Annotated in this window: 27 protein-coding genes; 22 read left to right on the top strand and 5 right to left on the bottom strand. The window is 42.3% G+C overall.

Going from position 1 to position 22806, the window contains the following annotated elements; all coding sequences use genetic code 11:
• Window positions 1–50: 50 nt before the first annotated feature.
• Window positions 51–1004, bottom strand: a complete 954-nt coding sequence (locus CWC28_RS12180) for a chemotaxis protein CheV (protein WP_063701026.1) — start codon at window positions 1002–1004, stop codon at window positions 51–53.
• Between the two features lie 145 nt (window positions 1005–1149).
• Here CWC28_RS12180 and CWC28_RS12175 point away from each other — a divergent pair, with 145 nt between their 5' ends.
• The 3 genes from CWC28_RS12175 to CWC28_RS12165 are packed head-to-tail and all read left to right on the top strand — an operon-like array spanning window position 1150 to window position 3058.
• Window positions 1150–2214 (top strand): potassium channel family protein, encoded by a 1065-nt coding sequence (locus tag CWC28_RS12175; RefSeq protein WP_063701029.1) that lies wholly within the window; start codon window positions 1150–1152, stop codon window positions 2212–2214.
• Between the two features lie 6 nt (window positions 2215–2220).
• A complete protein-coding gene (locus tag CWC28_RS12170; protein ID WP_063701030.1) occupies window positions 2221–2433 on the top strand; it encodes a hypothetical protein in 213 nt (70 codons plus the stop codon).
• A gap of 19 nt (window positions 2434–2452) precedes the next feature.
• On the top strand, window positions 2453–3058 hold the full coding sequence (locus CWC28_RS12165; protein WP_105173908.1) for a hypothetical protein: 606 nt from the start codon (window positions 2453–2455) through the stop codon (window positions 3056–3058).
• A gap of 91 nt (window positions 3059–3149) precedes the next feature.
• Here the strand turns inward: CWC28_RS12165 and CWC28_RS12160 are convergent, their stop codons facing one another.
• On the bottom strand, window positions 3150–4181 hold the full coding sequence (locus tag CWC28_RS12160) for a cytosolic protein (protein ID WP_138625213.1): 1032 nt from the start codon (window positions 4179–4181) through the stop codon (window positions 3150–3152).
• 85 nt (window positions 4182–4266) lie between these two features.
• Window positions 4267–4728, bottom strand: coding sequence for an EVE domain-containing protein (locus tag CWC28_RS12155; protein ID WP_063701034.1), 462 nt, complete (start codon window positions 4726–4728; stop codon window positions 4267–4269).
• A gap of 79 nt (window positions 4729–4807) precedes the next feature.
• Between CWC28_RS12155 and tesB the strand changes: the two genes are divergently transcribed.
• A complete protein-coding gene (gene tesB / locus CWC28_RS12150; protein WP_063701036.1) occupies window positions 4808–5665 on the top strand; it encodes an acyl-CoA thioesterase II in 858 nt (285 codons plus the stop codon).
• Here tesB and plsB read toward each other — a convergent pair.
• Window positions 5662–8112, bottom strand: coding sequence for a glycerol-3-phosphate 1-O-acyltransferase PlsB (gene plsB, locus CWC28_RS12145; RefSeq protein WP_063701038.1), 2451 nt, complete (start codon window positions 8110–8112; stop codon window positions 5662–5664). The genes tesB and plsB overlap by 4 nt on opposite strands.
• Window positions 8113–8595: 483 nt before the next feature.
• Between plsB and rpsJ the strand changes: the two genes are divergently transcribed.
• The 14 genes from rpsJ (at window position 8596) to CWC28_RS12075 (ending at window position 15596) form a co-directional block, all read left to right on the top strand.
• Window positions 8596–8907 carry a 30S ribosomal protein S10 gene (rpsJ, locus tag CWC28_RS12140; RefSeq protein ID WP_002957900.1) on the top strand — a complete coding sequence of 104 codons (312 nt, stop codon included), beginning with the start codon at window positions 8596–8598 and terminating at the stop codon, window positions 8905–8907.
• A 27-nt stretch (window positions 8908–8934) separates the two neighbouring features.
• Window positions 8935–9570 (top strand): 50S ribosomal protein L3, encoded by a 636-nt coding sequence (rplC, locus tag CWC28_RS12135; RefSeq protein ID WP_036974218.1) that lies wholly within the window; start codon window positions 8935–8937, stop codon window positions 9568–9570.
• Between the two features lie 17 nt (window positions 9571–9587).
• A complete protein-coding gene (gene rplD, locus CWC28_RS12130; protein ID WP_063701040.1) occupies window positions 9588–10193 on the top strand; it encodes a 50S ribosomal protein L4 in 606 nt (201 codons plus the stop codon).
• Window positions 10190–10492, top strand: a complete 303-nt coding sequence (gene rplW, locus CWC28_RS12125) for a 50S ribosomal protein L23 (RefSeq protein ID WP_063701042.1) — start codon at window positions 10190–10192, stop codon at window positions 10490–10492. Before rplD ends, rplW begins: the two co-directional genes overlap by 4 nt.
• Before the next feature lie 17 nt (window positions 10493–10509).
• Window positions 10510–11334, top strand: a complete 825-nt coding sequence (rplB, locus tag CWC28_RS12120; RefSeq protein WP_063701045.1) for a 50S ribosomal protein L2 — start codon at window positions 10510–10512, stop codon at window positions 11332–11334.
• 16 nt (window positions 11335–11350) lie between these two features.
• Window positions 11351–11629 (top strand): 30S ribosomal protein S19, encoded by a 279-nt coding sequence (rpsS, locus tag CWC28_RS12115; protein WP_010376377.1) that lies wholly within the window; start codon window positions 11351–11353, stop codon window positions 11627–11629.
• 14 nt (window positions 11630–11643) lie between these two features.
• Window positions 11644–11976 carry a 50S ribosomal protein L22 gene (gene rplV / locus CWC28_RS12110; protein WP_004588690.1) on the top strand — a complete coding sequence of 111 codons (333 nt, stop codon included), beginning with the start codon at window positions 11644–11646 and terminating at the stop codon, window positions 11974–11976.
• A gap of 11 nt (window positions 11977–11987) precedes the next feature.
• Entirely contained in the window at window positions 11988–12689 is a 702-nt protein-coding gene (gene rpsC / locus CWC28_RS12105; RefSeq protein WP_063701047.1) for a 30S ribosomal protein S3, read from the top strand.
• Between the two features lie 12 nt (window positions 12690–12701).
• Window positions 12702–13115, top strand: coding sequence for a 50S ribosomal protein L16 (gene rplP, locus CWC28_RS12100; RefSeq protein WP_036974208.1), 414 nt, complete (start codon window positions 12702–12704; stop codon window positions 13113–13115).
• On the top strand, window positions 13115–13306 hold the full coding sequence (gene rpmC / locus CWC28_RS12095) for a 50S ribosomal protein L29 (RefSeq protein ID WP_054552371.1): 192 nt from the start codon (window positions 13115–13117) through the stop codon (window positions 13304–13306). The genes rplP and rpmC overlap by 1 nt, the downstream gene beginning before the upstream one ends.
• Window positions 13306–13563 (top strand): 30S ribosomal protein S17, encoded by a 258-nt coding sequence (gene rpsQ, locus CWC28_RS12090; RefSeq protein ID WP_063701050.1) that lies wholly within the window; start codon window positions 13306–13308, stop codon window positions 13561–13563. The genes rpmC and rpsQ overlap by 1 nt, the downstream gene beginning before the upstream one ends.
• A gap of 289 nt (window positions 13564–13852) precedes the next feature.
• The gene (locus tag CWC28_RS12085) at window positions 13853–14578 is read left to right on the top strand and encodes a hypothetical protein (RefSeq protein WP_138625212.1); all 726 of its coding nucleotides are present in this window, start codon (window positions 13853–13855) and stop codon (window positions 14576–14578) included.
• Between the two features lie 66 nt (window positions 14579–14644).
• Window positions 14645–14935, top strand: a complete 291-nt coding sequence (locus CWC28_RS12080; protein WP_119853728.1) for a hypothetical protein — start codon at window positions 14645–14647, stop codon at window positions 14933–14935.
• Between the two features lie 70 nt (window positions 14936–15005).
• On the top strand, window positions 15006–15596 hold the full coding sequence (locus tag CWC28_RS12075) for a hypothetical protein (RefSeq protein WP_138625211.1): 591 nt from the start codon (window positions 15006–15008) through the stop codon (window positions 15594–15596).
• A gap of 41 nt (window positions 15597–15637) precedes the next feature.
• Here CWC28_RS12075 and CWC28_RS12070 read toward each other — a convergent pair whose 3' ends face one another.
• Window positions 15638–17278 (bottom strand): endonuclease, encoded by a 1641-nt coding sequence (locus tag CWC28_RS12070; RefSeq protein WP_138625210.1) that lies wholly within the window; start codon window positions 17276–17278, stop codon window positions 15638–15640.
• 347 nt (window positions 17279–17625) lie between these two features.
• Between CWC28_RS12070 and CWC28_RS12065 the strand changes: the two genes are divergently transcribed.
• From CWC28_RS12065 to CWC28_RS12050, 4 genes are all read left to right on the top strand, one after another.
• Entirely contained in the window at window positions 17626–19443 is a 1818-nt protein-coding gene (locus tag CWC28_RS12065; protein WP_138625209.1) for an assimilatory sulfite reductase (NADPH) flavoprotein subunit, read from the top strand.
• 48 nt (window positions 19444–19491) lie between these two features.
• On the top strand, window positions 19492–21189 hold the full coding sequence (gene cysI / locus CWC28_RS12060) for an assimilatory sulfite reductase (NADPH) hemoprotein subunit (protein ID WP_138625208.1): 1698 nt from the start codon (window positions 19492–19494) through the stop codon (window positions 21187–21189).
• A gap of 38 nt (window positions 21190–21227) precedes the next feature.
• Window positions 21228–21968, top strand: a complete 741-nt coding sequence (locus CWC28_RS12055) for a phosphoadenylyl-sulfate reductase (RefSeq protein ID WP_063701066.1) — start codon at window positions 21228–21230, stop codon at window positions 21966–21968.
• Between the two features lie 100 nt (window positions 21969–22068).
• Window positions 22069–22797 (top strand): substrate-binding periplasmic protein, encoded by a 729-nt coding sequence (locus CWC28_RS12050; RefSeq protein WP_063701068.1) that lies wholly within the window; start codon window positions 22069–22071, stop codon window positions 22795–22797.
• Window positions 22798–22806: the final 9 nt, after the last annotated feature.

Here is a 22806-nt window from a genome sequence, read left to right as displayed (position 1 = left end):
TGCGACGCCGTTGCTTTAGCGTATGTTTTAAAACTGGATGCTAAAAACGCTTACTGTGAATCTTGCTCAAGCACGGCTTTTAAACGGGCTTGAACTTCTTCGACTAACAGTATTGGCTGGAATTTAGATAAGAACGCATTACAGCCAACCTTCTCGACCAAAGCTTGGTTAAAGCTACCACTCAAGGATGTGTTGAGCACGATATGTAGGTTCTTCATGCGGCTGTCGTTGCGAATTTCGTGTGTTAAACGATAACCATCCATTGCGGGCATTTCTGCATCGGTGATCACCATAAGTAATTCTTTTTCAACATCTCTGCCTTGATCAGCCCAGCTTTTTAGCATTTCGAGTGCTTCAAGTCCGTTACGAGCAGGAATAATCTCGATGCCAAGCTGCGATAAAGTATCGCTTACTTGTTTACGAGCCGTTGGTGAATCATCAGCATGAAGAATTTTGCGGCCTGCAAATTCGTTTACGATACTCTTATCAAGAATATCTTCAGAAATGTGAACCTCGTACTCGACGATTTCGGCAAGTACTTTTTCTACATCGATTATTTCAACCAAATGCTCTTGGCCATCGCGTTTTACTTTTGTTAAGGCTGTGAGGTAGTGATTTTTACCAATTGCGGTTGGCGGCGGCATAATGTCTGACCAAGTCATATTAATGATCTGATCAACCTTGCCAATTAAAAAGCCTTGTACGGTGCGATTGTATTCAGTGATGACGAGGTTTGTATCTTCGATGTGCTTCGCTTCAGGCATGTTAATCGCTTTGCGCAAATCAATCACCGGAATTGATTCACCGCGAATATCAACCACACCCGACACTTTAGGATGCGCGTGAGGAATTTTGCTAATATGTGGCAGCTTTACCACTTCTTTAACTTTAAACACATTGAGTGCAAATAAGTGACGACTGTGTAGGTAAAATAGCAAAAGCTCTAAGCGGTTTTCACCGACCAGTTGCGTACGCTTATCAACAGAAGCAAGAACACCTGACATATTTCACCCTAAACACCTAATACAGAGATAGTATAGTCTACTATTATTTTTCATCGACATGCATTAGGAATTTTCCATCAGTTGCCAAAGAGCTGGCATTCCAGTACCGTATCGTTAATTTCTTCCACGATAATTCGCAAGGATCATGCACTATTTATTAAATCGTATAGTGGTACTTATCCGCAGTCATATTGATCAAGTAAGTTGGCAGGCTGTGGTCGTTACCACGCTTTTGCATATGCTACTTATATGGTGGCTGCTTATGCTTGCAGGAGAGCAAGCTTTAACACCACTAAGTACCTACGTATATTATTATGTTGTGACAACATCAACGGTTGGCTATGGCGACTTTAGTGCCAGCACCGAGCTTGGCCGCTGGATTGTTGCATTACTGCAAATACCTTTTGGTTTAGCACTATTTGGCGTTCTGTTGGGAAAAACAGGGCAAACAGTAACTTACTTAATCAGGCGCGCTATGACGGGTGATAAAAGCTTCGCACATATAAACAATCACATTATTATTTTTGGTTGGCACGATACTCGAACTAAGAAGATGGTTGACTATATTCTTGCTGATCAAAAACGCTTAGATCGTCGAATTCTATTGGCGGTTACTGAACAAATGGAGCACCCATTTTTAACAAATCCAATGGTTGATTTTGCTCGTCTTAGTAGCTTTACCGACCTAGATGAGTTGAAAAGAATCGCGATTGAACGCGCTGATAAAATTATTATTGATGGTCAAGATGATGATCAAACGTTCACAACAGCATTGCGTATCAGCAAGTTAGTAAATAAGCATTGTCACATTAGTGCGCACTTTACTGACGAAACTAAAATCGAAATGCTGCATGAGCACTGTCACAATGTTGAATGTAGCAGTGCTAAATCAGCCGAAATCTTAGTGCGTTCGATGCAAGATCCAGGTTCAAGCCGGGTGCAAGAAGAGTTGTTATCAACACTTCATGGTGATACTCAGTTTAGTTTACCTATTCCAAAAGGCGTGCAAGCAATGGAATTTGGCAAGCTGTTTCATCACTTTAAATACAGCCACGATGCGATATTACTCGGTGTAGCACATAATTTGAGTGCAAAAAATATGGACCTAAACCCGCCGTTGGATTATGTAGTAAGTGAAGGTGATATTTTGCATTATATTGCTGCAGAACGAGTTTTGAGCGACGAAGTTGATTGGTCTGCGTTGGTATGATGATCTATGAATGAAGTTGCGTTTTTAATTATTGTTTTGAGTGCCTACATTTTGCCTGTGGTCATTGTGCTCAATAGTAAACGCACTCAGGGCCACGAAAAGAATGCTTGGTTAATCGGTATCATCTTCTTTTCGTGGTTAGCTTTAGTGATGTACTTAACTATTATCCCCAAACACGGGCGGGTCAAAAAACACCGTAAAGTGAAACCTAAGAGCTAGTATTTAATAAGGAATTGTATTGTCAAAAAAACAGCACTTATTTATCGCGCTAACCTTATTATTTGCAGGTGCTTTATCGACAAGCCTAATAAGTAAACCTTTAATTGAAATTATTAATTTTATTTCCGCCCTTGGGGGAGGCATTAGCGGTGTCTGTGCACTATATGCTTTATTGATTTGGCGAAAGCAGATCAATTACTCAAAGAAGCTAGAGGTTTTAGAGGCTTTAGAAAAAGTTCATATTACTTGCGGGAGTCTCACATCTATTGGCAATGATGTTTATTCACTCCTTTATAGTTCCAATAATATAGAAAATGGTGAAACTAAAAAATATTACGCTAAGTTAAGTAGCTTGTATTTTGATAAGGTTGAAACTCTCAAAATGTTGAACGTAGAGTTTTTGACAAAAGCTCGTATGTTGGAAGTCATTATGAAAAGTAATGAACTTCGTACCTTGAAAAATGATGTAGTTTCTTCTACTAATCAGTACATAAACTTTAAACTCCCTATTGATTTGAAAAGAGAAAAGAGTGTTTTTTTACTGATAAATGAGTTAACGCATAGTCTTAGCAACCGCAACAATGAAGTGTGTGCAAATTATAGAAATTATATAACTCCACAGTAAAATTTTGAGTTTACATATATAAGTGCTGTTTATATTTTGATCAGACGGCTGACGGCTGACGGCTGACGGCTGACGGCCTACTGCTGTTGTATCACTTCAACTGTTTTAGTTTATGCTCAATCAAGGGATCATCTGGCGATAGCTGCTGCGCGACTTCTAAAATTTTAATGGCATCTTTGGGGTGCGCATCCTGATGTTTGATGGCCACATCAATCAGTGGCTGCACATCGATCGCATCTTTTTGCTCTTGCAGATGCTCCGCTTTTTCTTCAGTTAAAATAGTGTGGGCGGTGCTCAGTAGCGCTAAGCGATGTGGCGATGTTTTGTTGGCCTTATTGAGTCGACGGTAATAGTCTTCTTTAAATCGTAGCGTTTTTGTTTGTTGGCGGAATTGTGCAATATCGACTTGCTGGTGGCGAATAAAATCAACGGCCACATCTTTATAAAAACCAAACTTATTGAGGTATGTTGCATGAACACTATGGCCCATACCAAACACCCGTAAATGGGTGAGTTTTGGGTAGCGTTTTGCATGAGCTCGGTCAATGCGATTGGTCGGGTCGTAAATAATATAACCCTTTGCTTGGCCTAAATCTAAATCGTGATAGTCGCCATTCCAATCGAACTTTTGCGCGATATCTGTGCTAGAACGGTCATCCCACGGCGCTTTGTCTTTATTTTTTGTGCTGACAGGGTGAAATAATAAGACCTTATCAAGCTTCAACAAATTGGCAAAGGCTCCTACAGCAAAGCCACCGCGGCTCAAACCATATCCTAAGCGCTCTTTAAATCCACCAATCAGCGGCGCTAATTGCTCAATAAAAAATAATAAGTTGCGGTGTCTAAACCAGTTACTAATACCTAAATGCTGAAAGGCAATCACATTCACATCTTGTTTTTTCGCGAGCTTATAAGCCCAAGGCGAAAAATCATCTGTGAGATCATGTTCTTGGTAGTTGGTTCCGGCAGGTGAGAAGGTAAATAGCAGAGGCTTATTAGCATCGATGATATGGTATTTCACATACACATCACCAAGTAAATCACCGCCGCTAAAGGGGACTTGGCTTTGTTGTGCATCGCGGGGCAGGTTGATCCATTCATCTAACCAATATAATAATTTCATACATCCCCCACGCACCCTCTTAAATAAAGGTGGCGAATTATAGCAAAAATAGCAGCTCATTAAAAATGGCCGCTATTTTATATGCTTAGCGCTCGCTCATTGCGATTATCTGTTGCCAATCATGTTCCGTTACAGGCATTACAGATAGCCGACCGCCTTTTTTAAGGGCAATTTCGGTGATTGCATCATTGGCTTTAATTGCTTGCAGGCTAACTAGTTTTTTCAGGTGTGATTGATAGGTTACATCAACGACAAACCAGCGCGGGTTATCAGCGGTTGCTTTGGCATCGTAGTAATCGCTGTTTAAATCAAATTGTGTTGGGTCGGCATAAGCTTCTCGGCTGACCGTGGCTATTCCTGCTACCCCTACTTGCTTACAACTTGAATGATAAATCATCACCAAGTCGCCTTGTTTAAAGCCATCGCGTAGAAAGTTTCGGGCTTGATAATTACGCACGCCATCCCACATAGAGGTTTGCTCGGGAGCGTTTTTTAGATCATCAATTGAAAATGCATCGGGTTCTGTTTTTAAAAGCCAATAAGCCATAATGAGGTGCTCTTACAAAGATTTACTTCCAATTAGTCTATAGTATCATTAAACGCTTGTCGGGATTGAGGATAAATAAATGAGCCAAGTATTAGATGACTTACTGTCGTTGTTGTCGTTAGAAGAAATTGAGCAAGGCTTGTATCGCGGCCAAAGCCAAGATTTAGGATTTAGAGCGGTTTTCGGGGGCCAAGTAATGGGCCAAGCATTATCGGCCGCTAAAGAAACGTTACCAGAAGGGCGTATTGTTCATTCGTTGCATTCATACTTTCTACGTCCGGGTGATGCTGCTAAACCAATCGTATATGATGTAGAAAATATTCGCGATGGTAAAAGTTTTAGTACTCGCCGTGTCAAAGCAATCCAATACGGTAAGCCCATTTTTTACATGACCGCTTCTTTCCAAGGTGAAGAAGAGGGCTTATCGCACCAAGCACAAATGCCAGACGTACCACAGCCTGAAGAGTTAAAGTCTTCACTTGAGTTCTACCAAGCGAATGCAGAGCTTATTCCTGAACCAATTCGCAATAAGTTTATTCGTGAAGTACCCATTGAAATGCGTCCAGTGACCTTTCATAACCCATTTAAGCCACAAGTGATGGAGCCGGTTAAACATATTTGGTTTAAAGCCAATGGTGAGATGCCAGACGATCAGCGTATCCATAACTACTTACTTGCGTACGCATCTGACTTTGAGTTTTTACCAACGGCGTTACAACCGCACGGTGTATCGTTTATGCAGCCTAACATGCAGGTTGCGACGATTGACCATGCAATGTGGTTCCACCGTCCGTTTAGACTTGATGATTGGATTTTATATTCGATTGATAGCCCAAGTGCGAGCTCAGGTCGAGGATTGGTACGAGGTCAATTCTTTGACCGTCAAGGCAACCTTGTTGCCTCAACGATCCAAGAAGGGGTAATGCGTCAGCGTTAATCCTTTGCGTGCTGAGCTTGGCTTTGCACTATATCGTCAATTGACTGCCAGACCCGTGCTGGCAGCAATGCTTTAAGATATAAATACACTTCACACAGCTCATTACTACCCGTTAAGCCTTGCTCTGTCTCTGTAATTAGTTTTTGCTCACGTAAGCTAGAAATAAAACCAACCAGCACTTTTTTGTCAAAGAATTCCGGTGTTTTAATGCCGTGTAAGGTACCCAAACGTTCTGCTAATACTTGGCTTTCGTGCTCAAGTTCTTCACGTTCAATGCCACTACTTGTTTGAATAAATCCAACCACGATAGCGTAGCGTTGTAATGTTAAGCTTAAAGCGCGGCCGAGCATTTCAAGTTTTGCCAAGCAGTCGTTGCTATTGGTGATTTTGATGTTATCACCCTCAATTTCAATCAGATCTTGGTCAACGAAACTAGCAAGAACACGCGTAATGTAGTTTTCATCTAACTCATGTAAGAACCACTCTTTGGCAAATAATGGGTAAAAACGTGCGATCAGGGCTTGGCAATCTGCCATAGTCGTTTTATGTGCCTTAAATAAATGCAGTGCCAGCAAGCTTGGTACAGCAAATAAGTGTAATACGTTATTACGGTAGTAATTGAATAACGTTTTCTCTTTATCATTGATAGCGATAATTTCGCCAAATTCATCACTGATAACATCAAACTTATTAAGTTTAAGGGCATGCTCTAATAGCTGTTCAGCACTTTCATTAGGGGTGGTTACCTTGTCGCTGTAGCTGGCGCTACGCTGTAAATGTAAATAAAACTCAAGCTGAGCAATCAACTTAGGCTTACTCAACGCGTGCTTATCATTCACCAGTAAAATCATCGCGAGAAGGTTCACAGCATTGAGTGCAGCGGCGCTATTAATATTAACCATTACTTTATCAGCAAGGTTGGCAACCTGCGGTCCAAGCCATTGCGGCTTTTGTACGTCGGTTGGGTGAATAGACTCGCGCCAATCAGGCTGTTGTTCATTCAAGTATTGGTTAATCGATATAGGGTCGCCAAAGTTTAAGTAACCACGGCCATAGTTCTTCAGGTTTTTAATGGCTTTGAAAATACCTAATACCGACTCACCTTTTTTGTCGTTGCCGGCAAGCTCTTTTAAGTAGGTATTAATTTCCATCACATGTTCATAACCAATATACACAGGCACAATTGAAATTGGACGGTCAATGCCACGGAGCATCGCTTGTAACGTCATAGCGAGCATGCCTGTTTTTGGCGGTAATAAGCGGCCTGTACGACTACGGCCGCCTTCCGTGTAAAACTTTACCGAGTAACCTTTAATGAATAACTGACTCAAGTACTCTTTAAATACTGATGAATATAACTTATTGCCCGCGAATGAACGGCGAATAAAAAAAGCACCACTGCGACGGAATACACCACCGGCTGGGAAGAAATTTAAGTTGATACCGGCAGCGATATGCGGCGGTACTAACCCTAAATGGTAAATAGAGTAGGTCAGCAATAAGTAATCCATGTGCGAGCGGTGACATGGCATATAGATAATTTCGTGACCTTTATCTGTGAGCTCATGGACTTGCTCAGAAAACTTAATATCAATACCGTTATAAAGCTTATTCCATAGCCAGGTTAAAATTCTATCTGCTACACGAATGGTGGCATCACTATAATTTGCCGCAATCTCATCAAGTAACTTCAGCGCATTTTGACGCGCTTGCTCTTGGCTGATGTTCTTTTCTTTTGCTTCTATTTGAATCGCTTTTTTAATTGTGGGTGAGGCTAGTAGCGAATTAAATAGCTGTTCACGTGATGGCATTTTCGGGCCTGTCGCTGCCAATTTTTGACGACGAAAGTGCACGCGAGCAACACGTAGAAGCTTATGTGGTAGTTCATCAACATCGGCTTTTTCATTGACCAATAATGATAAGTCGAGTGGTTGGCTAAAACGGATAAAGTTATCGCGGCCTGAGAATAGCAATACAAAGAACTTGCGAAACCAGCTTGGGGTTAACGAATGCGACACTAAGGTGCCTAAGCCTGGCTTCTCTTTACCCGGATTTCGGCCCCATAAAATAGTCACTGGGATCACTTGGACGTTTTTCTCACCTGATTGCATCAGATGATCGATAATTTGTTTACCTTGCTGCAGCGCATTACTTGGTTTGCTTTTATTACCAAACAGCGGAGGTGGGTTTTGAATACCAATAAAACGCTCTAGTTCAGCATTACCTAACAGTTGCTCTTGCGTCGGGTTGGGTAAACCATACTTTTTACATACCCGTGCCAGTGCGGCTAAATCTGAGCGCGCATTGAGCCTAACGATATAGAAGGTCGGGTTGGCTGGATTAAGATTGTATTGTTCAATCGGGTTTTCTGGCAGCACCTTACTTTTTACAAACAAGCGGTTCATACCGGCAGAAATGAAATTTAAACAACGATTAATGATACGCATCAACTCACCAAAGCTATTACACCAATTTACAAAGGCATCTCATTATGTAAATTGGTATCAGTAAATATTAAATAGACCGAGAGTGGCCAAAAATAAGCGGCATAGAATAACAATTATTAACTGGACTGACCATTGCGATTCTTCAGCTTTTGCATTTATTCAAATTAACTATAGTAAAGCAAAGACATAGCGAAGCTGAATATAGTTCGTATTTAATCGAAATTTAATCTAAAGGCGGCCTTGTCGCTTTTAATTCTAAAAAGTTGTTGCATTTATCACCAATCTCACTATAATACGCAGGCTTTCAAAATTCCCTCGGGAACTTGGAAGGATAGATTAAGCTTGGATTTCAAGCTAATAAACAGGAATTCCGATTTGGAATTCAACGTAGATATAAGAGAACAGCCGACATCTTAGTTAGTAAGATTGTTTCGGTCGTTTTTTTATGCTCTTTTTAAATGCTCTTTATATTGAGGTTTAAGAATGTCAAATCAACGCATTCGTATTCGCCTAAAAGCTTTTGACCACCGTTTGATTGACCAATCAACGGCGGAAATCGTGGAAACTGCGAAACGCACTGGCGCTCAAGTACGTGGTCCAATTCCACTACCTACACGCTTTGAACGTTTTACTGTACTAACTTCACCGCACGTAAACAAAGACGCGCGTGATCAGTACGAAATCCGCACCCATAAACGTCTGATCGACATCGTAGAACCAACTGACAAGACTGTTGACGCTCTTATGCGTTTAGATCTTGCTGCTGGTGTTGATGTTCAAATCAGCCTGGGTTAATCGGAAGATTAGAGAGGTTTTAGGAAAATGGCATTAGGTCTAGTCGGTCGTAAAGTGGGTATGACACGTATCTTCACTGAAGATGGTGTATCTATCCCTGTGACAGTTATCGAAGCGACACCTAACCGTATTGCTCAGATCAAATCTGAAGCAACAGACGGTTATAACGCGCTTCAAGTAACCGCAGGCACTAAAAAAGCAAGCCGTGTAAACAAAGCAGCAGCGGGTCACTTCGCTAAAGCTGGTGTTGAAGCGGGTCGCGGTCTGTGGGAATTCCGCCTAAATGGTGGTGAAGGCGATTTTGAAGTAGGCGCTGAGCTTACTGTTGAATTATTCAACGAAATCAACAAAGTTGACGTAACCGGTACTTCTAAAGGTAAAGGTTTCCAAGGTGGTGTTAAGCGCTGGAACTTCAGCATGCAAGACGCTACTCACGGTAACTCTCTATCTCACCGTGCTCCTGGTTCAATCGGTCAAAACCAATCACCTGGTAAGGTGTTCAAAGGTAAGAAAATGGCCGGTCACATGGGTGCTGAGCGTGTAACGACTCAAAACTTAGAACTAGTTCGCGTTGACGCTGAGCGTAACTTGCTTTTAGTTAAAGGTGCAGTACCTGGCGCTATCGGCGGTGACGTTATCGTTAAACCAGCTGTTAAAGCATAAGTCCTGGAGATTTAGTGATGGAATTAGCAATTAAAGACGCTTCTGGCGCTCTTGAAGTTTCTGAAGCTACTTTTGGACGTGAGTTTAACGAAGCATTAGTACACCAAGTAGTTGTTGCTTACGCAGCAGGTGCTCGTCAAGGTACTCGTGCTCAGAAGACACGTTCTGAAGTTAGCGGTGGTGGTAAAAAACCATGGTCTCAAAAAGGTACTGGCCGTGCACGTGCTGGTACAATTCGTAGCCCAATTTGGCGTTCAGGTGGCGTTAGCTTCGCAGCTAAACCACAAGACCACAGCCAAAAAGTAAACCGTAAAATGTACCGCGGTGCGATCAAAAGCATCTTATCTGAATTAGTTCGTCAAGAGCGTTTAATCGTTGTTGAACAGTTTGGTCTTGAAGCACCAAAAACTAAAGAACTAGTTGCTAAGCTTAAAGAACTTGAGCTTAAAGATGTTCTAATCGTGACTGAAGAATTAGATGAGAATCTATTCTTATCGGCACGTAACCTGTACAAGGTTGACACGCGTGATGTAGCTGGTATCGATCCTGTAAGCCTAATCGCTTTCGATAAGGTACTTATTACAGCTGCTGCTGTTAAGCAACTTGAGGAGGCGCTAGCATGATCCGTGAAGAACGTCTTTTAAAAGTGATCCTTGCTCCACACATCTCTGAAAAAAGCACTATCTCTGCTGAAGAGAACAACACGATTGTTTTCAAAGTAGCTAAAGATGCAACTAAAGCTGAAGTTAAAGCTGCAGTTGAGAAGCTTTTTGAAGTAGAAGTAACTGGTGTTCGCACACTAAACGTTAAGGGTAAAACAAAACGTACTGGCATGCGTTTCGGTCGTCGTTCAGACTGGAAGAAAGCTTACGTTACTCTTAAAGAAGGTAGCGAGCTAGACTTTGTCGGCGGCGCCGAGTAATAAGGGGAGTTAGAATTATGGCACTTCAAAAGTGTAAACCAACTTCTGCGGGTCGTCGTCACCTGGTTAAAGTGGTTAACCCAGATCTTCATAAGGGTAAACCTTACGCACCACTACTAGAGAAAAACTCTAAGTCTGGTGGTCGTAATAACAAAGGTCGTATCACGGTTCGTCACATCGGTGGTGGTCACAAGCATCATTACCGTGTAATCGACTTTAAACGCACTAAAGATGGCATTCCAGCTGTTGTTGAGCGTCTAGAGTATGATCCAAACCGTAGCGCAAACATCGCTCTTGTATTATATGCAGACGGTGAGCGTCGTTACATTATTGCACCTAAAGGCTTACAAGCTGGTGATTCAATCCAGTCTGGTGTTGATGCACCAATCAAAGCTGGTAACACATTACCAATGCGTAACATGCCTGTAGGTTCGACTGTTCACAACGTAGAATTAAAACCAGGTAAAGGTGCTCAAATCGCACGTTCTGCTGGTGCATACGTTCAAATCCTTGCACGTGAAGGTCAATACGTGACTCTACGTCTTCGTTCTGGCGAAGTTCGTAAAGTTCCAGCTGACTGTCGCGCAACACTTGGTGAAGTAGGTAATGCTGAGCATATGCTTCGTTCACTAGGTAAAGCTGGTGCAAATCGCTGGCGTGGTATCCGTCCGACAGTTCGTGGTGTTGCCATGAACCCGGTAGATCACCCGCACGGTGGTGGTGAAGGTCGTACATCTGGTGGTCGTCATCCTGTGTCTCCATGGGGTAAACCGACTAAAGGTGCTAAGACACGTAAGAACAAGCGTACTGATAAGTTTATCGTACGTCGTCGTACTAAATAATAGTTGAGGAATAGCCATGCCACGTTCTCTCAAGAAAGGTCCTTTTATTGACCTACACTTGCTGAAGAAGGTAGAGAAAGCGTTGGAAAGCGGTGACAAGAAGCCAATTAAAACTTGGAGCCGTCGTTCAATGATCATACCTAACATGATCGGATTGACCATCGCTGTCCATAATGGTCGTCAGCACGTTCCTGTGTTCATCACAGACGAAATGATCGGTCACAAACTAGGTGAATTTGCACCAACTCGCACTTACCGCGGTCACGCTGCGGATAAGAAAGCGAAGAAACGTTAAGAGGGGAATGATAAATGCAAGCATTAGCTAAACATAAATTCGCCTCTGGTTCGGCGCAAAAAGCACGTCTAGTTGCAGATCAGATCCGCGGACTTCCGGTTGATCGCGCTCTAGAAATCCTGGCGTACAGCCCTAAAAAAGCGGCTGTATTAGTTAAGAAAGTACTTGAGTCTGCTATTGCTAACGCAGAGCATAACGAAGGTGCTGACATTGATGAGCTTCGTGTAACTACGATCTTTGTGGACGATGGTCCTACAATGAAGCGTATTATGCCACGTGCTAAAGGACGCGCTGACCGCATCCTTAAGCGTACAAGCCACATCACTGTTGTGGTTTCAGATAGCTAGGAGTATAAGTAATGGGACAAAAAGTTCATCCTACTGGTATTCGCCTAGGTATCTCTAAACCTTGGGTTTCTACCTGGTACGCGAATTCAAAAGATTTCTCTGATCAGCTTTTTGGCGATCACAAAGTACGTGCATTCCTTACTAAGGAATTAAAAGCGGCTTCTGTGTCTAAAATCGTTATCGAGCGTCCAGCTAAATCTATCCGTGTAACAATTCACACAGCTCGTCCTGGTGTTGTTATCGGTAAAAAAGGCGAAGACGTTGAAAAACTACGTCAAGCAGTAACTAAGATTGCAGGTGTTCCGGCTCAGATCAATATTTCTGAAGTTCGTAAGCCTGAACTTGATGCACAACTAGTAGCTGACGGTATTGCGTCACAACTAGAGCGTCGTGTTATGTTCCGTCGCGCTATGAAGCGTTCGGTACAAAATGCAATGCGCATTGGTGCAAAAGGTATCAAAGTTGAAGTTAGCGGTCGTCTTGGCGGTGCTGAGATCGCACGTTCAGAATGGTATCGTGAAGGTCGTGTACCTCTACATACTCTTCGTGCTGATATCGACTACGCAACTTCTGAAGCCTTAACCACTTATGGTATCATTGGTGTTAAAGTTTGGATCTTCAAAGGCGAAGTTATTGGTGGTTTACCACTAGTACAAGAGCAAGAGAAGCCAGCTAAACGCGCGCCAAAGAAAGCCAAAAAAAGTGCTAAGTAGAGGTAGCGAGTAATGTTACAGCCAAAACGTACAAAATTCCGTAAAATGCACAAAGGCCGCAACCGCGGTTTAGCGCAAAACGGTAACAAAGTAAGCTTCGGTACTTTCGGTTTGAAAGCTACTGGCCGTGGCCGTATGACTGCTCGTCAAATCGAAGCAGCTCGTCGTGCTATGACACGTCACGTAAAGCGTCAAGGTAAAATCTGGATTCGTGTATTCCCAGATAAGCCAATTACGAACAAACCATTAGAAGTTCGTATGGGTAAAGGTAAAGGTTCTGTTGAATATTGGGTTGCTGAAATTCAACCTGGTAAAGTACTTTACGAAATGGAAGGTGTTTCTGAAGAGCTTGCTCGTGAAGCATTTAACCTTGCAGCGCGTAAATTACCATTCACAACAACTTTCGTAACTCGGACGGTGATGTAATGAAAGCTAGCGAACTAAAAGACAAAAGCGTAGAAGAGCTTAACGCTGAACTTCTAGGACTTCTTCGTGAGCAGTTTAACCTGCGCATGCAAGCAAGCACTGGTCAGTTAGCTCAGACACACACGCTAAGAACAGTACGTCGCGATATCGCGCGTGTAAAAACAGTTATTAACCAGAAGGCAGGTCAATAATGAGCGATAAAATCCGTACTCTTCAAGGCCGTGTAATCAGCGACAAGATGGATAAATCTTTCACTGTTGCTATCGCACGTTACGTGAAGCACCCAGTTTATGGGAAATTCATCAAACGTACGACTAAACTACACGTACATGACGAAAACAACACAGCTCAAGCTGGTGACGTAGTTACTATCCGTGAGTGTGCTCCTATTTCTAAGACTAAGTCTTGGACTTTAGTAGACGTTGTTGAACGTCCAAAGCAAGCTTAATTTTTAATTAAGTTTACTTACTAAAAAGCCCTGGCATTTGCTGGGGCTTTTTGTTTTTGAAATACAGCAAAAAGCGTTTAGCTGTCAGATGTCAGTCAAGCAATAGGGTTTGTTGCTGCATAGCTATAAAACCACATGTCACACCTCATGCTGAATCCAAACCATCTCAACGAACAGACTTAACCTAGAACCTTAAAACGTTACTCCCGTTAACTTGCTAACTTACCACTTTTTCTTATGAACTATTTCATTCACTTAACACTCTTAAAAATAAAAATGAGGCGCTTGAGTGTTAAAAGGGAATTACAAAGCATGGATCATCTCGATTACGCTACATGCTATGCTTTTATTGTTATTTGTTCGATATGGAAAGTCTGTGAAACTCCCCGCAGTCGCTGAACCGCCAAAAGTAATCAACGCGTATGTGAGTGTTGATTTAACTTCGTTACCTAGTTTACAGAAAACCCAAGACAAACCTTTACTGGAGCAACCGCAAGAAATAGTTGATGAGGCTAAGGCTTTACCGCAAAAAGAGGAAGCCGCTTATAGCAGCCCTAAGCAGAAAAGCGATGCTAAGGTCGTTGAACATTCAGTTAGTGAGCCCAAAGAAGTGACGAATAATAAGGTCATAAAGCCCAGTCAGACACCTGATAATTCAAAAACAACCGAAGTACCCTTTAAAAAACTCAACCCGTATGCGCCAATCCCAAAGCTTAATTTTGAAAATGGCTCTTCTAATTCGTCATTATTTGGGCAGGTTGAAGGGGCAAATAATAATTTGCCTGTAGGCAGGGTTTCAGTGCCTGCACAATTAACGGTTTCTGATAAAGCAACCGTCGTTTGGCAGAGTGGTGATGGTAGCAAGCGTATCGAGGTGTTAAATGGTATGTGTTATGGCATAGATTTTAACTCGGTGTTTGGTAAATCTGGGGTGCCAAGCGGATCGCCCAGACCCTGTGAAGACAAAGAGGCTAAGTTATTTAAAGACATTATGAATAAGTGGAGTAAAAAGTAATAATAAAACACTTTACCTCAACTTAACTTGAGCTTTTAAAGTGGCGTTTTTAAAAAGGACGCTACAATGAATCTATTAGAAAATTATCTGTTAAGTCTGCAAGTTAATACTTATAACACGTCGATTTCTCAAGTTATCGAAATACAAACGCGTATCTGGCAGTCGATCCATTCAGGTTCTAGCTATGCACAAGCGATGTTAGAGGTATTAGAAGTGGTAAATCACTCACCACAGCAGCAACATCAAGCTCTGTTAAAACAGGTGTTACAGCTTCTTGGCTATAGCGCCCAATCTCAAGTTGATAATAACTTGCTGATTGCACATAAGCGCTTTTCACATGTATTAAACTTATCATGAACTGTCATTAGCAGGTCATAAAGTTTAGGTGAAATAAGGTCGTTTTAAGGATAAAACGGAGTTTTGCATTATGCATGAGCCGCCACAGATAATTATTCTAGGTAATGGTCCGATTAATACCGAGCTTGCTGAGCAGGTCGATAATTGTCCATCTGTTGTGCGTTTTAATCGCTGTGCAGCAATGCCTGCGCACCTAGGTAAGCGTTGCACAGATCTATGGTTATTGGGGCGAGGGAGGCAGGCGCAAAGTTTACTTGAACAGCCACTTGTTATGCCGCTTGAAGGACTTAACAAGATTATGGTCACTGATCCTGCGCCAAACTTATTCATGCAGCAACTATTCAAACTGATCCGTCGTCATGGCCGACTTGATCATGGTGACGCTTTGTTTAATCACTATGGCACAGGCTTGCAGCAAGACCGATTAACCCAGCAATTTCGCCAATCACTGCTTGCGCACCTACTAACGTTAGGACCGACAATACATAAGCCATATTGCCCAAGTTCAGGTACTTTAGCGATTGCTCACTACCTTAAATTGTTTTCAAAAGTGCATATAGCAGGTTTTGGTTTTCAGGGCTGGAAGCGTCATCCGTGGCATTTAGAAAAGCGCTATGTGGCAGAGTTAATTGACGAAAACAAAGTCGTTGTGCTTGATTAAAAAGGCACTTAGCCGAAACTAAGCGCCTTGGCTTAACGAAGTTACCAAATCATTTCTACAAATTCTGGGTGATCCACAAATGGGTTGCGGTTACCTTGATGTTCATAAGCTGCTTGGTTACGGTCAAGCTCTAATTGGCTAACAGGGTCAGCGTTATGCCATTTTAATAACATAGTAACGACCCAGTTCTCAAAGACCTGATCAGATGAACCATTTAATACAGCATTACTGTAGGTTGTGTTGTTTTGCCATGAGCCAATCACGTTTTCATAGCGTGTTGCCATATAGAAATACGCTCTGGCAAAGTCACCTTTAAATTCATCAATAGGTTCAAAAACCGTTCCTGAGTAATTTAATGAGCTAGCAGCGCTGCCTAATTTGCTGCCGTTACTAGAGGTGTAGCTTGCACTACCTACTTCACCAAATGGGTAATTACTGCGTTTTGAATTGACATAACCATCAGTGGCGAAAATGTGATGTACGTCAGAGTTCATTGGCTCAACTGTTCCACCAAACCAACTTTTCGGGAAAGAATGCTCACGGTTGTAGCAATCTGCTTCGCTGTTGTATGTCCCACATTGGTCGCTCACAGCAACATAGTTGTAGCTATCTTGGCCTGCAGGGTTTTCTGAATAACGGTCTAAAATAGAGTTGTCGTTTTCAAAATACTTATCGCGTGAAGCAACATCGTAAAAGCTCCAAATCGCAGAATAGCCTTGTGAGTTGTGATCTTTAATGATGTTGTATAACTCTGTTTTCAGTGCATAACCACTAAGGCCTTGCGTTGTAACATAGTATCCCGTTGGCTCTGTTGGGGTTGTACCACCACCGTCACCGCCGCCTGAGCTATCACCCAAAGTAAACGGCGTTGCCTCTGAGCTTTGGAAACTTGCACCACTGGCAAGGACTGTTTGACCTAAAGAAAGGCTGTAACTGCCATTGCCGAATGAGCAGCAAATGCCATCGCCATAGCTATCAAAAATCGTAAAAGTATAGTCACCATCCGTTAAACACGCTTGCTCACTGTACTGAGTATTTGCAGCATAGCTACCGCCTGATGCTACTGCACTACCTTGGCTATTGGTGATTTGCCAGCTGGTTTCTTCACCATAGTTATCGGTAGTGAGCGTTAAAGATATTTGGTTATCTGCGCAGCTGCCCGTAGGAGGTGGGGTTGAGCCAGTGCTTGGTGCAAAGTTATCGACATACACTACTTCACTGCCATCAAAGCCTGTTACATCGTAAAAGCGCAGGCCAACACTAATTGACGTGGTAGCAGAGGCCGTGTACTGGTAACTGATTTGTTGCCATTGATTAATTAATGCCGAATTAGAATAGCCCTGATAGCCATCAACCACTAAACGTGCTTTTACGCCACCTTCTGTATGGTAAACCCAAGTAGAAAACTCATAGCTTTCACCCGCCACTACATCCACTAACTGTAGTAAGTCGGTATTACTTTGCGTGCCAGTATTAACCACGACTTGCGCTGAGTAATTGCCTGAGTAAACCACATTGCTATTAGCACTAAGGCTTATACCGCTATCTATGGTGCTCCAGCTGGCAGGGTTGTTTGCTGACCAGTTTTCGAAGTCGGCATTATTAACATTTGCCAATGTTGAACTCGCTAAACACAGTAAGCTACTGGCTAGCATGTATTTTTTACATGTCCCGTGTGACATTATCGTTTCCTTTTTATATTTTAATAGTTTTTGCTGTTCTCAAAATGAACACAGCGAGTATAGGCTAATTGGCTTATGTTGCAATAATGTTAATTAATAAAAGTTTCTTATTTGGGGATTCATACTTCTAACATGTTTTTTTTGGATAAATACTAAATTAATAACTAAATGGAATATCAAAGCAGATTCTATTCTTTTTTAATCGCCTCAGACCTCGTTATTCTTCACGCTCAGATAAACCTTTAAAGCATTTCTATTGGGTCTTTAAAGTCGAAAAAATTGTTCGCGAAATGATGGTAGCAAGTTCGTTTCGCAGTTAACTTTTCAGGGTTACGAGGAATAAATTCATGTTGTTAAGTCAACTAAATGCAGCGGCGAGTCCGCTATCGCAAGAGCAAGTACAGAAGCTGCAAGGCTTAGTGGCTGAACTTAATCCAATTCAGCAAGCGTGGGTAAGTGGTTATTTAGCCGCTAACGCAAACGCAGGCGCATTAGCCGGTGGTGTTGCCGCCGCTCCAGCTGCGGGTGATGCTGCACCGCTAACTATTTTATACGGCTCGCAAACGGGTAACGCTAAAGGCGTGGCGAGCAAGTTAAAAGAACAAGCAGAGTCACGTGGTCTATCGGTTAAGCTAGTCAACATGGCTGACTACAAGCCAACTGCCCTGAAAAAAGAAAAGTTCATCACGGTTGTTGTTTCAACTTACGGTGAGGGTGAGCCACCTGAAGATGCTGAAAGCCTGCATGAGTTTTTAGCGACTAAAAAAGCACCAAAACTAGATGGTGTTAAAGTTGCTGTGATTGGGTTAGGTGACTCAAGCTACGAATTCTTCTGCCAAACAGCAAAAGATTTTGAAGAGCGTTTTAACAAGCTTGGCGCAGAAACTATTTTCCAGCGTGCCGACTTAGATGTTGATTACGATGATGAAGCTGCTAAGTGGATTGATGGTGCACTTGATGCGTTTGAACCTGATCTTAAAGCGCAGCAACAAGCAAGCGGTGGTCAAGTTGTGGCTATGCCATCATTTGGTGCAGCGGCACCAGCAGCAAGCCAATACACCAAGCAAAACCCATTTGCTGCAGAGCTAAGCGTTGTGCAAAAAATTACCGGTCGTGATTCAACCAAAGATGTGCGTCATGTTGAAATTTCATTAGAAGGTTCAGACATTACCTATACACCGGGTGATTCGCTAGGCGTTTACTTCTTAAATGACGAAGCACTTGTTGATGAAGTACTTACGCTTACTCAAATTGATGCATCTAGCACGGTTAAACTCGGCGATGAAGAGCTAAGTATTCGTGATGCATTAATCGAAAAATTAGAATTAACTCAGTCATACCCAGGCTTTGTTGAAAAATACGCAATAGCAACTGGCAACCCTGATTTATTAAAGTTAGTTGAAGATAAAGCGGCAATGCGTGAGTACATCGAACCTCGCCAAATCTTCGATATTATTCGTCAAAACCCAGCTCAGCTTGAAGCACAAACCTTAGTAGACTGCTTACGTAAGCTACAAGCTCGTTTATATTCGATTGCATCTAGCCAAGCTGAAGTTGAAGAAGAAGTTCACTTAACTGTGGGTCTGGTTGAGTTTGATGCATTCGGTAGCGAGCATTTAGGTGGTTGTTCTGGCTATTTAGCACGTCGTGCTGAAGAAGGCTGCAAAGTAAAAGTATTTAGCGAGCATAACGATAATTTCCGTTTACCGGCTAATGATGAAACGCCAATTATCATGGTAGGTCCGGGTACGGGTATTGCACCATTCCGTGCGTTTTTACAAGAGCGTGATGCTCGTGAAGCAAGTGGTAAAAACTGGTTATTCTTTGGTAACCCACACTTTACTCAAGACTTTTTATATCAAGTAGAAATTCAAGGTTACTTGAAGTCAGGTTTACTGACTAAAGTGGATGTGGCGTTTAGCCGTGACCAAGCGGAAAAAGTATATGTTCAAGACAAACTTCGCAAAAACAGCCAAGAAGTATTTGCTTGGTTAGAAGCGGGTGCTCATTTCTATATCTGTGGTGATGCAAACCGTATGGCGAAAGATGTTCATCAGGCGCTTGTAGACATTATCAAAGAAAATAGCGGCAAAGATGATGAACAAGCTGAGCAATATTTAAAAGATTTACGTAGCGCAAATCGCTATCAGAAAGACGTGTACTAATCACGTTTAAAGCTAACAGCCGTCACTGTAACAAATTTAGGAAATACCATGAGCGAACAAGACAAAAACGTAAAGCTTTCTGATAACGAGCGTTTGAAAAGAGAAAGTAACTTTTTACGTGGCACCATTGAGCAAGATTTAAAAGACGAGATCACCGGTGGTTTCACTGCTGATAACTTCCAACTGATCCGTTTCCACGGCATGTACCAGCAAGATGACCGTGATATTCGCCCTGAGCGTGCTAAACAAAAATTAGAGCCGTTACATAATGTTATGTTACGTGCTCGTATGCCTGGCGGTATCATCAAGCCAGAGCAATGGTTAGCGATTGATAAGTTTGCAGAAGAGAAAACCAGCTATGGCAGTATTCGTTTAACCACGCGTCAAACGTTCCAGTTCCATGGTGTGCTTAAGCCAAATATTAAAGGCATGCATCAAATGCTCAATAGCGTGGGCATTGACTCAATTGCAACGGCGGGCGACGTAAACCGAAACGTATTATGTACAACGAACCCAGTTGAATCTGAGCTTCACCAAGAAGCGTACGAGTGGGCAGCGAAGATCTCTGAGCACCTATTACCAAAAACTAAAGCATACGCTGAAATTTGGTTAGATGGTGAAAAGAGTGAAACCACAGAAGAGCCAATTTTAGGTTCAACTTACTTACCACGTAAGTTTAAAACCACAGTAACAATTCCACCGAACAATGAGGTGGATGTGCATGCGAACGACTTAAACTTTGTTGCAATTGCAGAAAATGGCAAGTTAGTTGGTTTTAACGTGTTAGTGGGTGGTGGTCTTGCGATGACTCACGGTGATACCGCAACGTATCCTCGTAAAGCGGATGACTTTGGTTTCATTCCACTTGAGCACACCTTGAAAATTGCTGAACACGTGGTGTCTGTACAACGTGATTGGGGTAACCGCTCAAACCGTAAAAATGCAAAAACTAAGTACACACTTGACCGTGTAGGTTCTGATGTATTTAAAGCTGAAGTTGAAAAACGTGCCGGTGTTCAATTTGAACAGAGCCGCCCATATGAGTTCACTCACCGCGGTGACCGTATCGGTTGGGTTGAAGGTATTGATGGTAAGCACCATTTAACGCTGTTTATCCAAAGTGGTCGTATTTTAGATTACCCAAATCAACCTCTTAAAACAGGCTGCCGTAAAATTGCGGAAATTCACCAAGGTGATTTCCGTATGACAGCAAACCAAAACTTGATCATCGCAGGTGTTCCAGCTGATCAAAAAGCGGTAATCGAAGAGATCGCTCGTAACCATGGCTTGATTGATGACAGCCATACAGAGCAGCGTAAAAACTCAATGGCGTGTGTGGCATTACCAACGTGTCCGTTAGCGATGGCTGAAGCTGAGCGTTATTTACCAAGCTTAATTGAGAAAACTGAAGCGTTATTAGCTAAGCACGGCATCAGCGATGACAACATCATTATGCGTGTTGTGGGTTGTCCGAATGGCTGTGGCCGCGCAATGTTGGCAGAAGCGGGTCTGGTTGGTAAAGGTCCAGGAAAATACAACGTGTACTTAGGTGGTAACCGTGAAGGCACGCGTATTCCAAAACTGTATTTAGAAAATGTTGGCGAAGACGTATACCTAGACGCATTCGATAAGCTAATTGGCCAATGGGCAAGTGAGCGTAATGAAGGCGAGTGTTTTGGTGATTTTGTAATTCGCAAAGGCATTGTTGCTGAAGTTAAAGTTTCAGTAACTGATTTTCACGCATAATTTTATAAGCGACACCGCTTTAAGGTTTGGAAATAACCATGAGTGAATTTAAAAACATCTTAACGATGAGCAAAGAAGACCAAACAGCTATGTTGGCTGATATTAATGGTCTTCTGGCTGATAAAAGCGCAGAGGAGCGTGTTGCGTGGGCACTTGAAAACTTACCAAGCACGCACTTTTTGTCGTCGAGCTTTGGTATTCAAGCGGCGGTGATGTTGCATTTAGTGACATCGCAGCAGCCAGATATTCCTGTGGTACTGACTGACACTGGTTATTTGTTCCCAGAAACCTATCAGTTCATCGAGCAAATGACGGAGCGACTTTCGCTTAATCTTAAAGTGTATAAAGCTGAGCTTAGCCCGGCATGGCAAGAAGCGAAGTTTGGTAAACTTTGGGAACAAGGTGAAGCCGGTATTAAGCAGTACAATCAACTGAATAAAGTTGAGCCAATGACCCGTGCTTTAAACGAGCTTGAAGCGGGTACGTGGTTTAGTGGTTTGCGCCGTGATCAATCATCTAGTCGAGCTGACAAGCAAATTGTTGAAATCAGCCGTGGTACTGTGAAAGTGTATCCACTTATTGAGTGGAACAACCGCGATATTTACCAGTATCTAACTAAGCATGATTTGCCGTATCACCCACTTTGGGAGCAAGGTTATGTATCTATGGGCGATGTTCATACAACCCGTAAACTTGAGCCTGGTATGACAGAAGAAGAGACTCGTTTCTTCGGTTTAAACCGTGAATGTGGCTTACATATTGATGGTGACGGTATCTAATCCTAAATTCCTATCAGAATTTTCGTAAAGCGCAACCTAGGTTGCGCTTTTTTTGTGCTATTTATATACAATCCCTGGCTCAATTTTATGAGAGAAAATTATGAGTCGTGCTGTTGTTTTTTTATTATTGCTTTTAATTGCGCCTTTAGTGCGAGCAGAAACGTTACAGGTTGCGCTGTATGACACGGATTATCCCCCTTATCATTTTGCTGACAGTGGCCATAAAGGACTTGTTGATGAGCTATTAACTCGTTTTGCTGAAAAATATAATCACGATATTCAATACATGCTGGTACCCGAGGTGCGTTCACAGCATTTACTTGATGCAGGTAAAGTCGATGTACGCTTAGAGTCTGAGCAATGGTATCGTGGACATAAGCAATACTATTGGAGTGATAGTATCGCTGTTGTAGAAGATATTTTAGTGATGCCCAGTGGTTGTCATATTCCAGCGATTGATAAGTTAGGCGGCTATGTGTTGATGGCCCGTTTTGGTTATACCTACCCGCAATTTGAAGCATTGTTTGCATCAGGTAAGTTGCACCGCGAAGACTTTTACTCTGAGATAGATATGCTGAAGGCTTTAGTTGATATGCAGCAAAATCAACGTGTTGCTGTTATCGCAAAAAACACACTGCAGTGGTATGCCTCAAAAAATAATGCCTTTAAAAAATTCACGGTAAGTGATTACAGTGTGGGCAAAGCGCCGATGCAATTACAGTTTGCTTACAATGAAAAAGGGAAGCGTATGAGCGAGCAATTTAACGAATTTATGAAAAATCTTAAATCATCCGGTGAATTTGCTAAGATTGAGAGTAACTACCAATAATCGGTAAAT

Source organism: Pseudoalteromonas sp. S4492, from assembly GCF_005886115.1.
Taxonomy (GTDB): domain Bacteria; phylum Pseudomonadota; class Gammaproteobacteria; order Enterobacterales; family Alteromonadaceae; genus Pseudoalteromonas; species Pseudoalteromonas gelatinilytica.
This window is presented reverse-complemented; position numbering and strand designations above follow the sequence as displayed.

Coding starts and splice junctions, on each gene's coding strand:
- CWC28_RS12180 (WP_063701026.1), bottom strand. CDS start 1,004: ATGTCAGGTGTTCTTGCTTCTGTTGATAAGCGTACGCAACTGGTCGGT.
- CWC28_RS12175 (WP_063701029.1), top strand. CDS start 1,150: ATGCACTATTTATTAAATCGTATAGTGGTACTTATCCGCAGTCATATT.
- CWC28_RS12170 (WP_063701030.1), top strand. CDS start 2,221: ATGAATGAAGTTGCGTTTTTAATTATTGTTTTGAGTGCCTACATTTTG.
- CWC28_RS12160 (WP_138625213.1), bottom strand. CDS start 4,181: ATGAAATTATTATATTGGTTAGATGAATGGATCAACCTGCCCCGCGAT.
- CWC28_RS12155 (WP_063701034.1), bottom strand. CDS start 4,728: ATGGCTTATTGGCTTTTAAAAACAGAACCCGATGCATTTTCAATTGAT.
- tesB (WP_063701036.1), top strand. CDS start 4,808: ATGAGCCAAGTATTAGATGACTTACTGTCGTTGTTGTCGTTAGAAGAA.
- plsB (WP_063701038.1), bottom strand. CDS start 8,112: ATGCGTATCATTAATCGTTGTTTAAATTTCATTTCTGCCGGTATGAAC.
- rpsJ (WP_002957900.1), top strand. CDS start 8,596: ATGTCAAATCAACGCATTCGTATTCGCCTAAAAGCTTTTGACCACCGT.
- rplC (WP_036974218.1), top strand. CDS start 8,935: ATGGCATTAGGTCTAGTCGGTCGTAAAGTGGGTATGACACGTATCTTC.
- rplD (WP_063701040.1), top strand. CDS start 9,588: ATGGAATTAGCAATTAAAGACGCTTCTGGCGCTCTTGAAGTTTCTGAA.
- rplW (WP_063701042.1), top strand. CDS start 10,190: ATGATCCGTGAAGAACGTCTTTTAAAAGTGATCCTTGCTCCACACATC.
- rplB (WP_063701045.1), top strand. CDS start 10,510: ATGGCACTTCAAAAGTGTAAACCAACTTCTGCGGGTCGTCGTCACCTG.
- rpsS (WP_010376377.1), top strand. CDS start 11,351: ATGCCACGTTCTCTCAAGAAAGGTCCTTTTATTGACCTACACTTGCTG.
- rplV (WP_004588690.1), top strand. CDS start 11,644: ATGCAAGCATTAGCTAAACATAAATTCGCCTCTGGTTCGGCGCAAAAA.
- rpsC (WP_063701047.1), top strand. CDS start 11,988: ATGGGACAAAAAGTTCATCCTACTGGTATTCGCCTAGGTATCTCTAAA.
- rplP (WP_036974208.1), top strand. CDS start 12,702: ATGTTACAGCCAAAACGTACAAAATTCCGTAAAATGCACAAAGGCCGC.
- rpmC (WP_054552371.1), top strand. CDS start 13,115: ATGAAAGCTAGCGAACTAAAAGACAAAAGCGTAGAAGAGCTTAACGCT.
- rpsQ (WP_063701050.1), top strand. CDS start 13,306: ATGAGCGATAAAATCCGTACTCTTCAAGGCCGTGTAATCAGCGACAAG.
- CWC28_RS12080 (WP_119853728.1), top strand. CDS start 14,645: ATGAATCTATTAGAAAATTATCTGTTAAGTCTGCAAGTTAATACTTAT.
- CWC28_RS12075 (WP_138625211.1), top strand. CDS start 15,006: ATGCATGAGCCGCCACAGATAATTATTCTAGGTAATGGTCCGATTAAT.
- CWC28_RS12070 (WP_138625210.1), bottom strand. CDS start 17,278: ATGTCACACGGGACATGTAAAAAATACATGCTAGCCAGTAGCTTACTG.
- CWC28_RS12065 (WP_138625209.1), top strand. CDS start 17,626: ATGTTGTTAAGTCAACTAAATGCAGCGGCGAGTCCGCTATCGCAAGAG.
- cysI (WP_138625208.1), top strand. CDS start 19,492: ATGAGCGAACAAGACAAAAACGTAAAGCTTTCTGATAACGAGCGTTTG.
- CWC28_RS12055 (WP_063701066.1), top strand. CDS start 21,228: ATGAGTGAATTTAAAAACATCTTAACGATGAGCAAAGAAGACCAAACA.
- CWC28_RS12050 (WP_063701068.1), top strand. CDS start 22,069: ATGAGTCGTGCTGTTGTTTTTTTATTATTGCTTTTAATTGCGCCTTTA.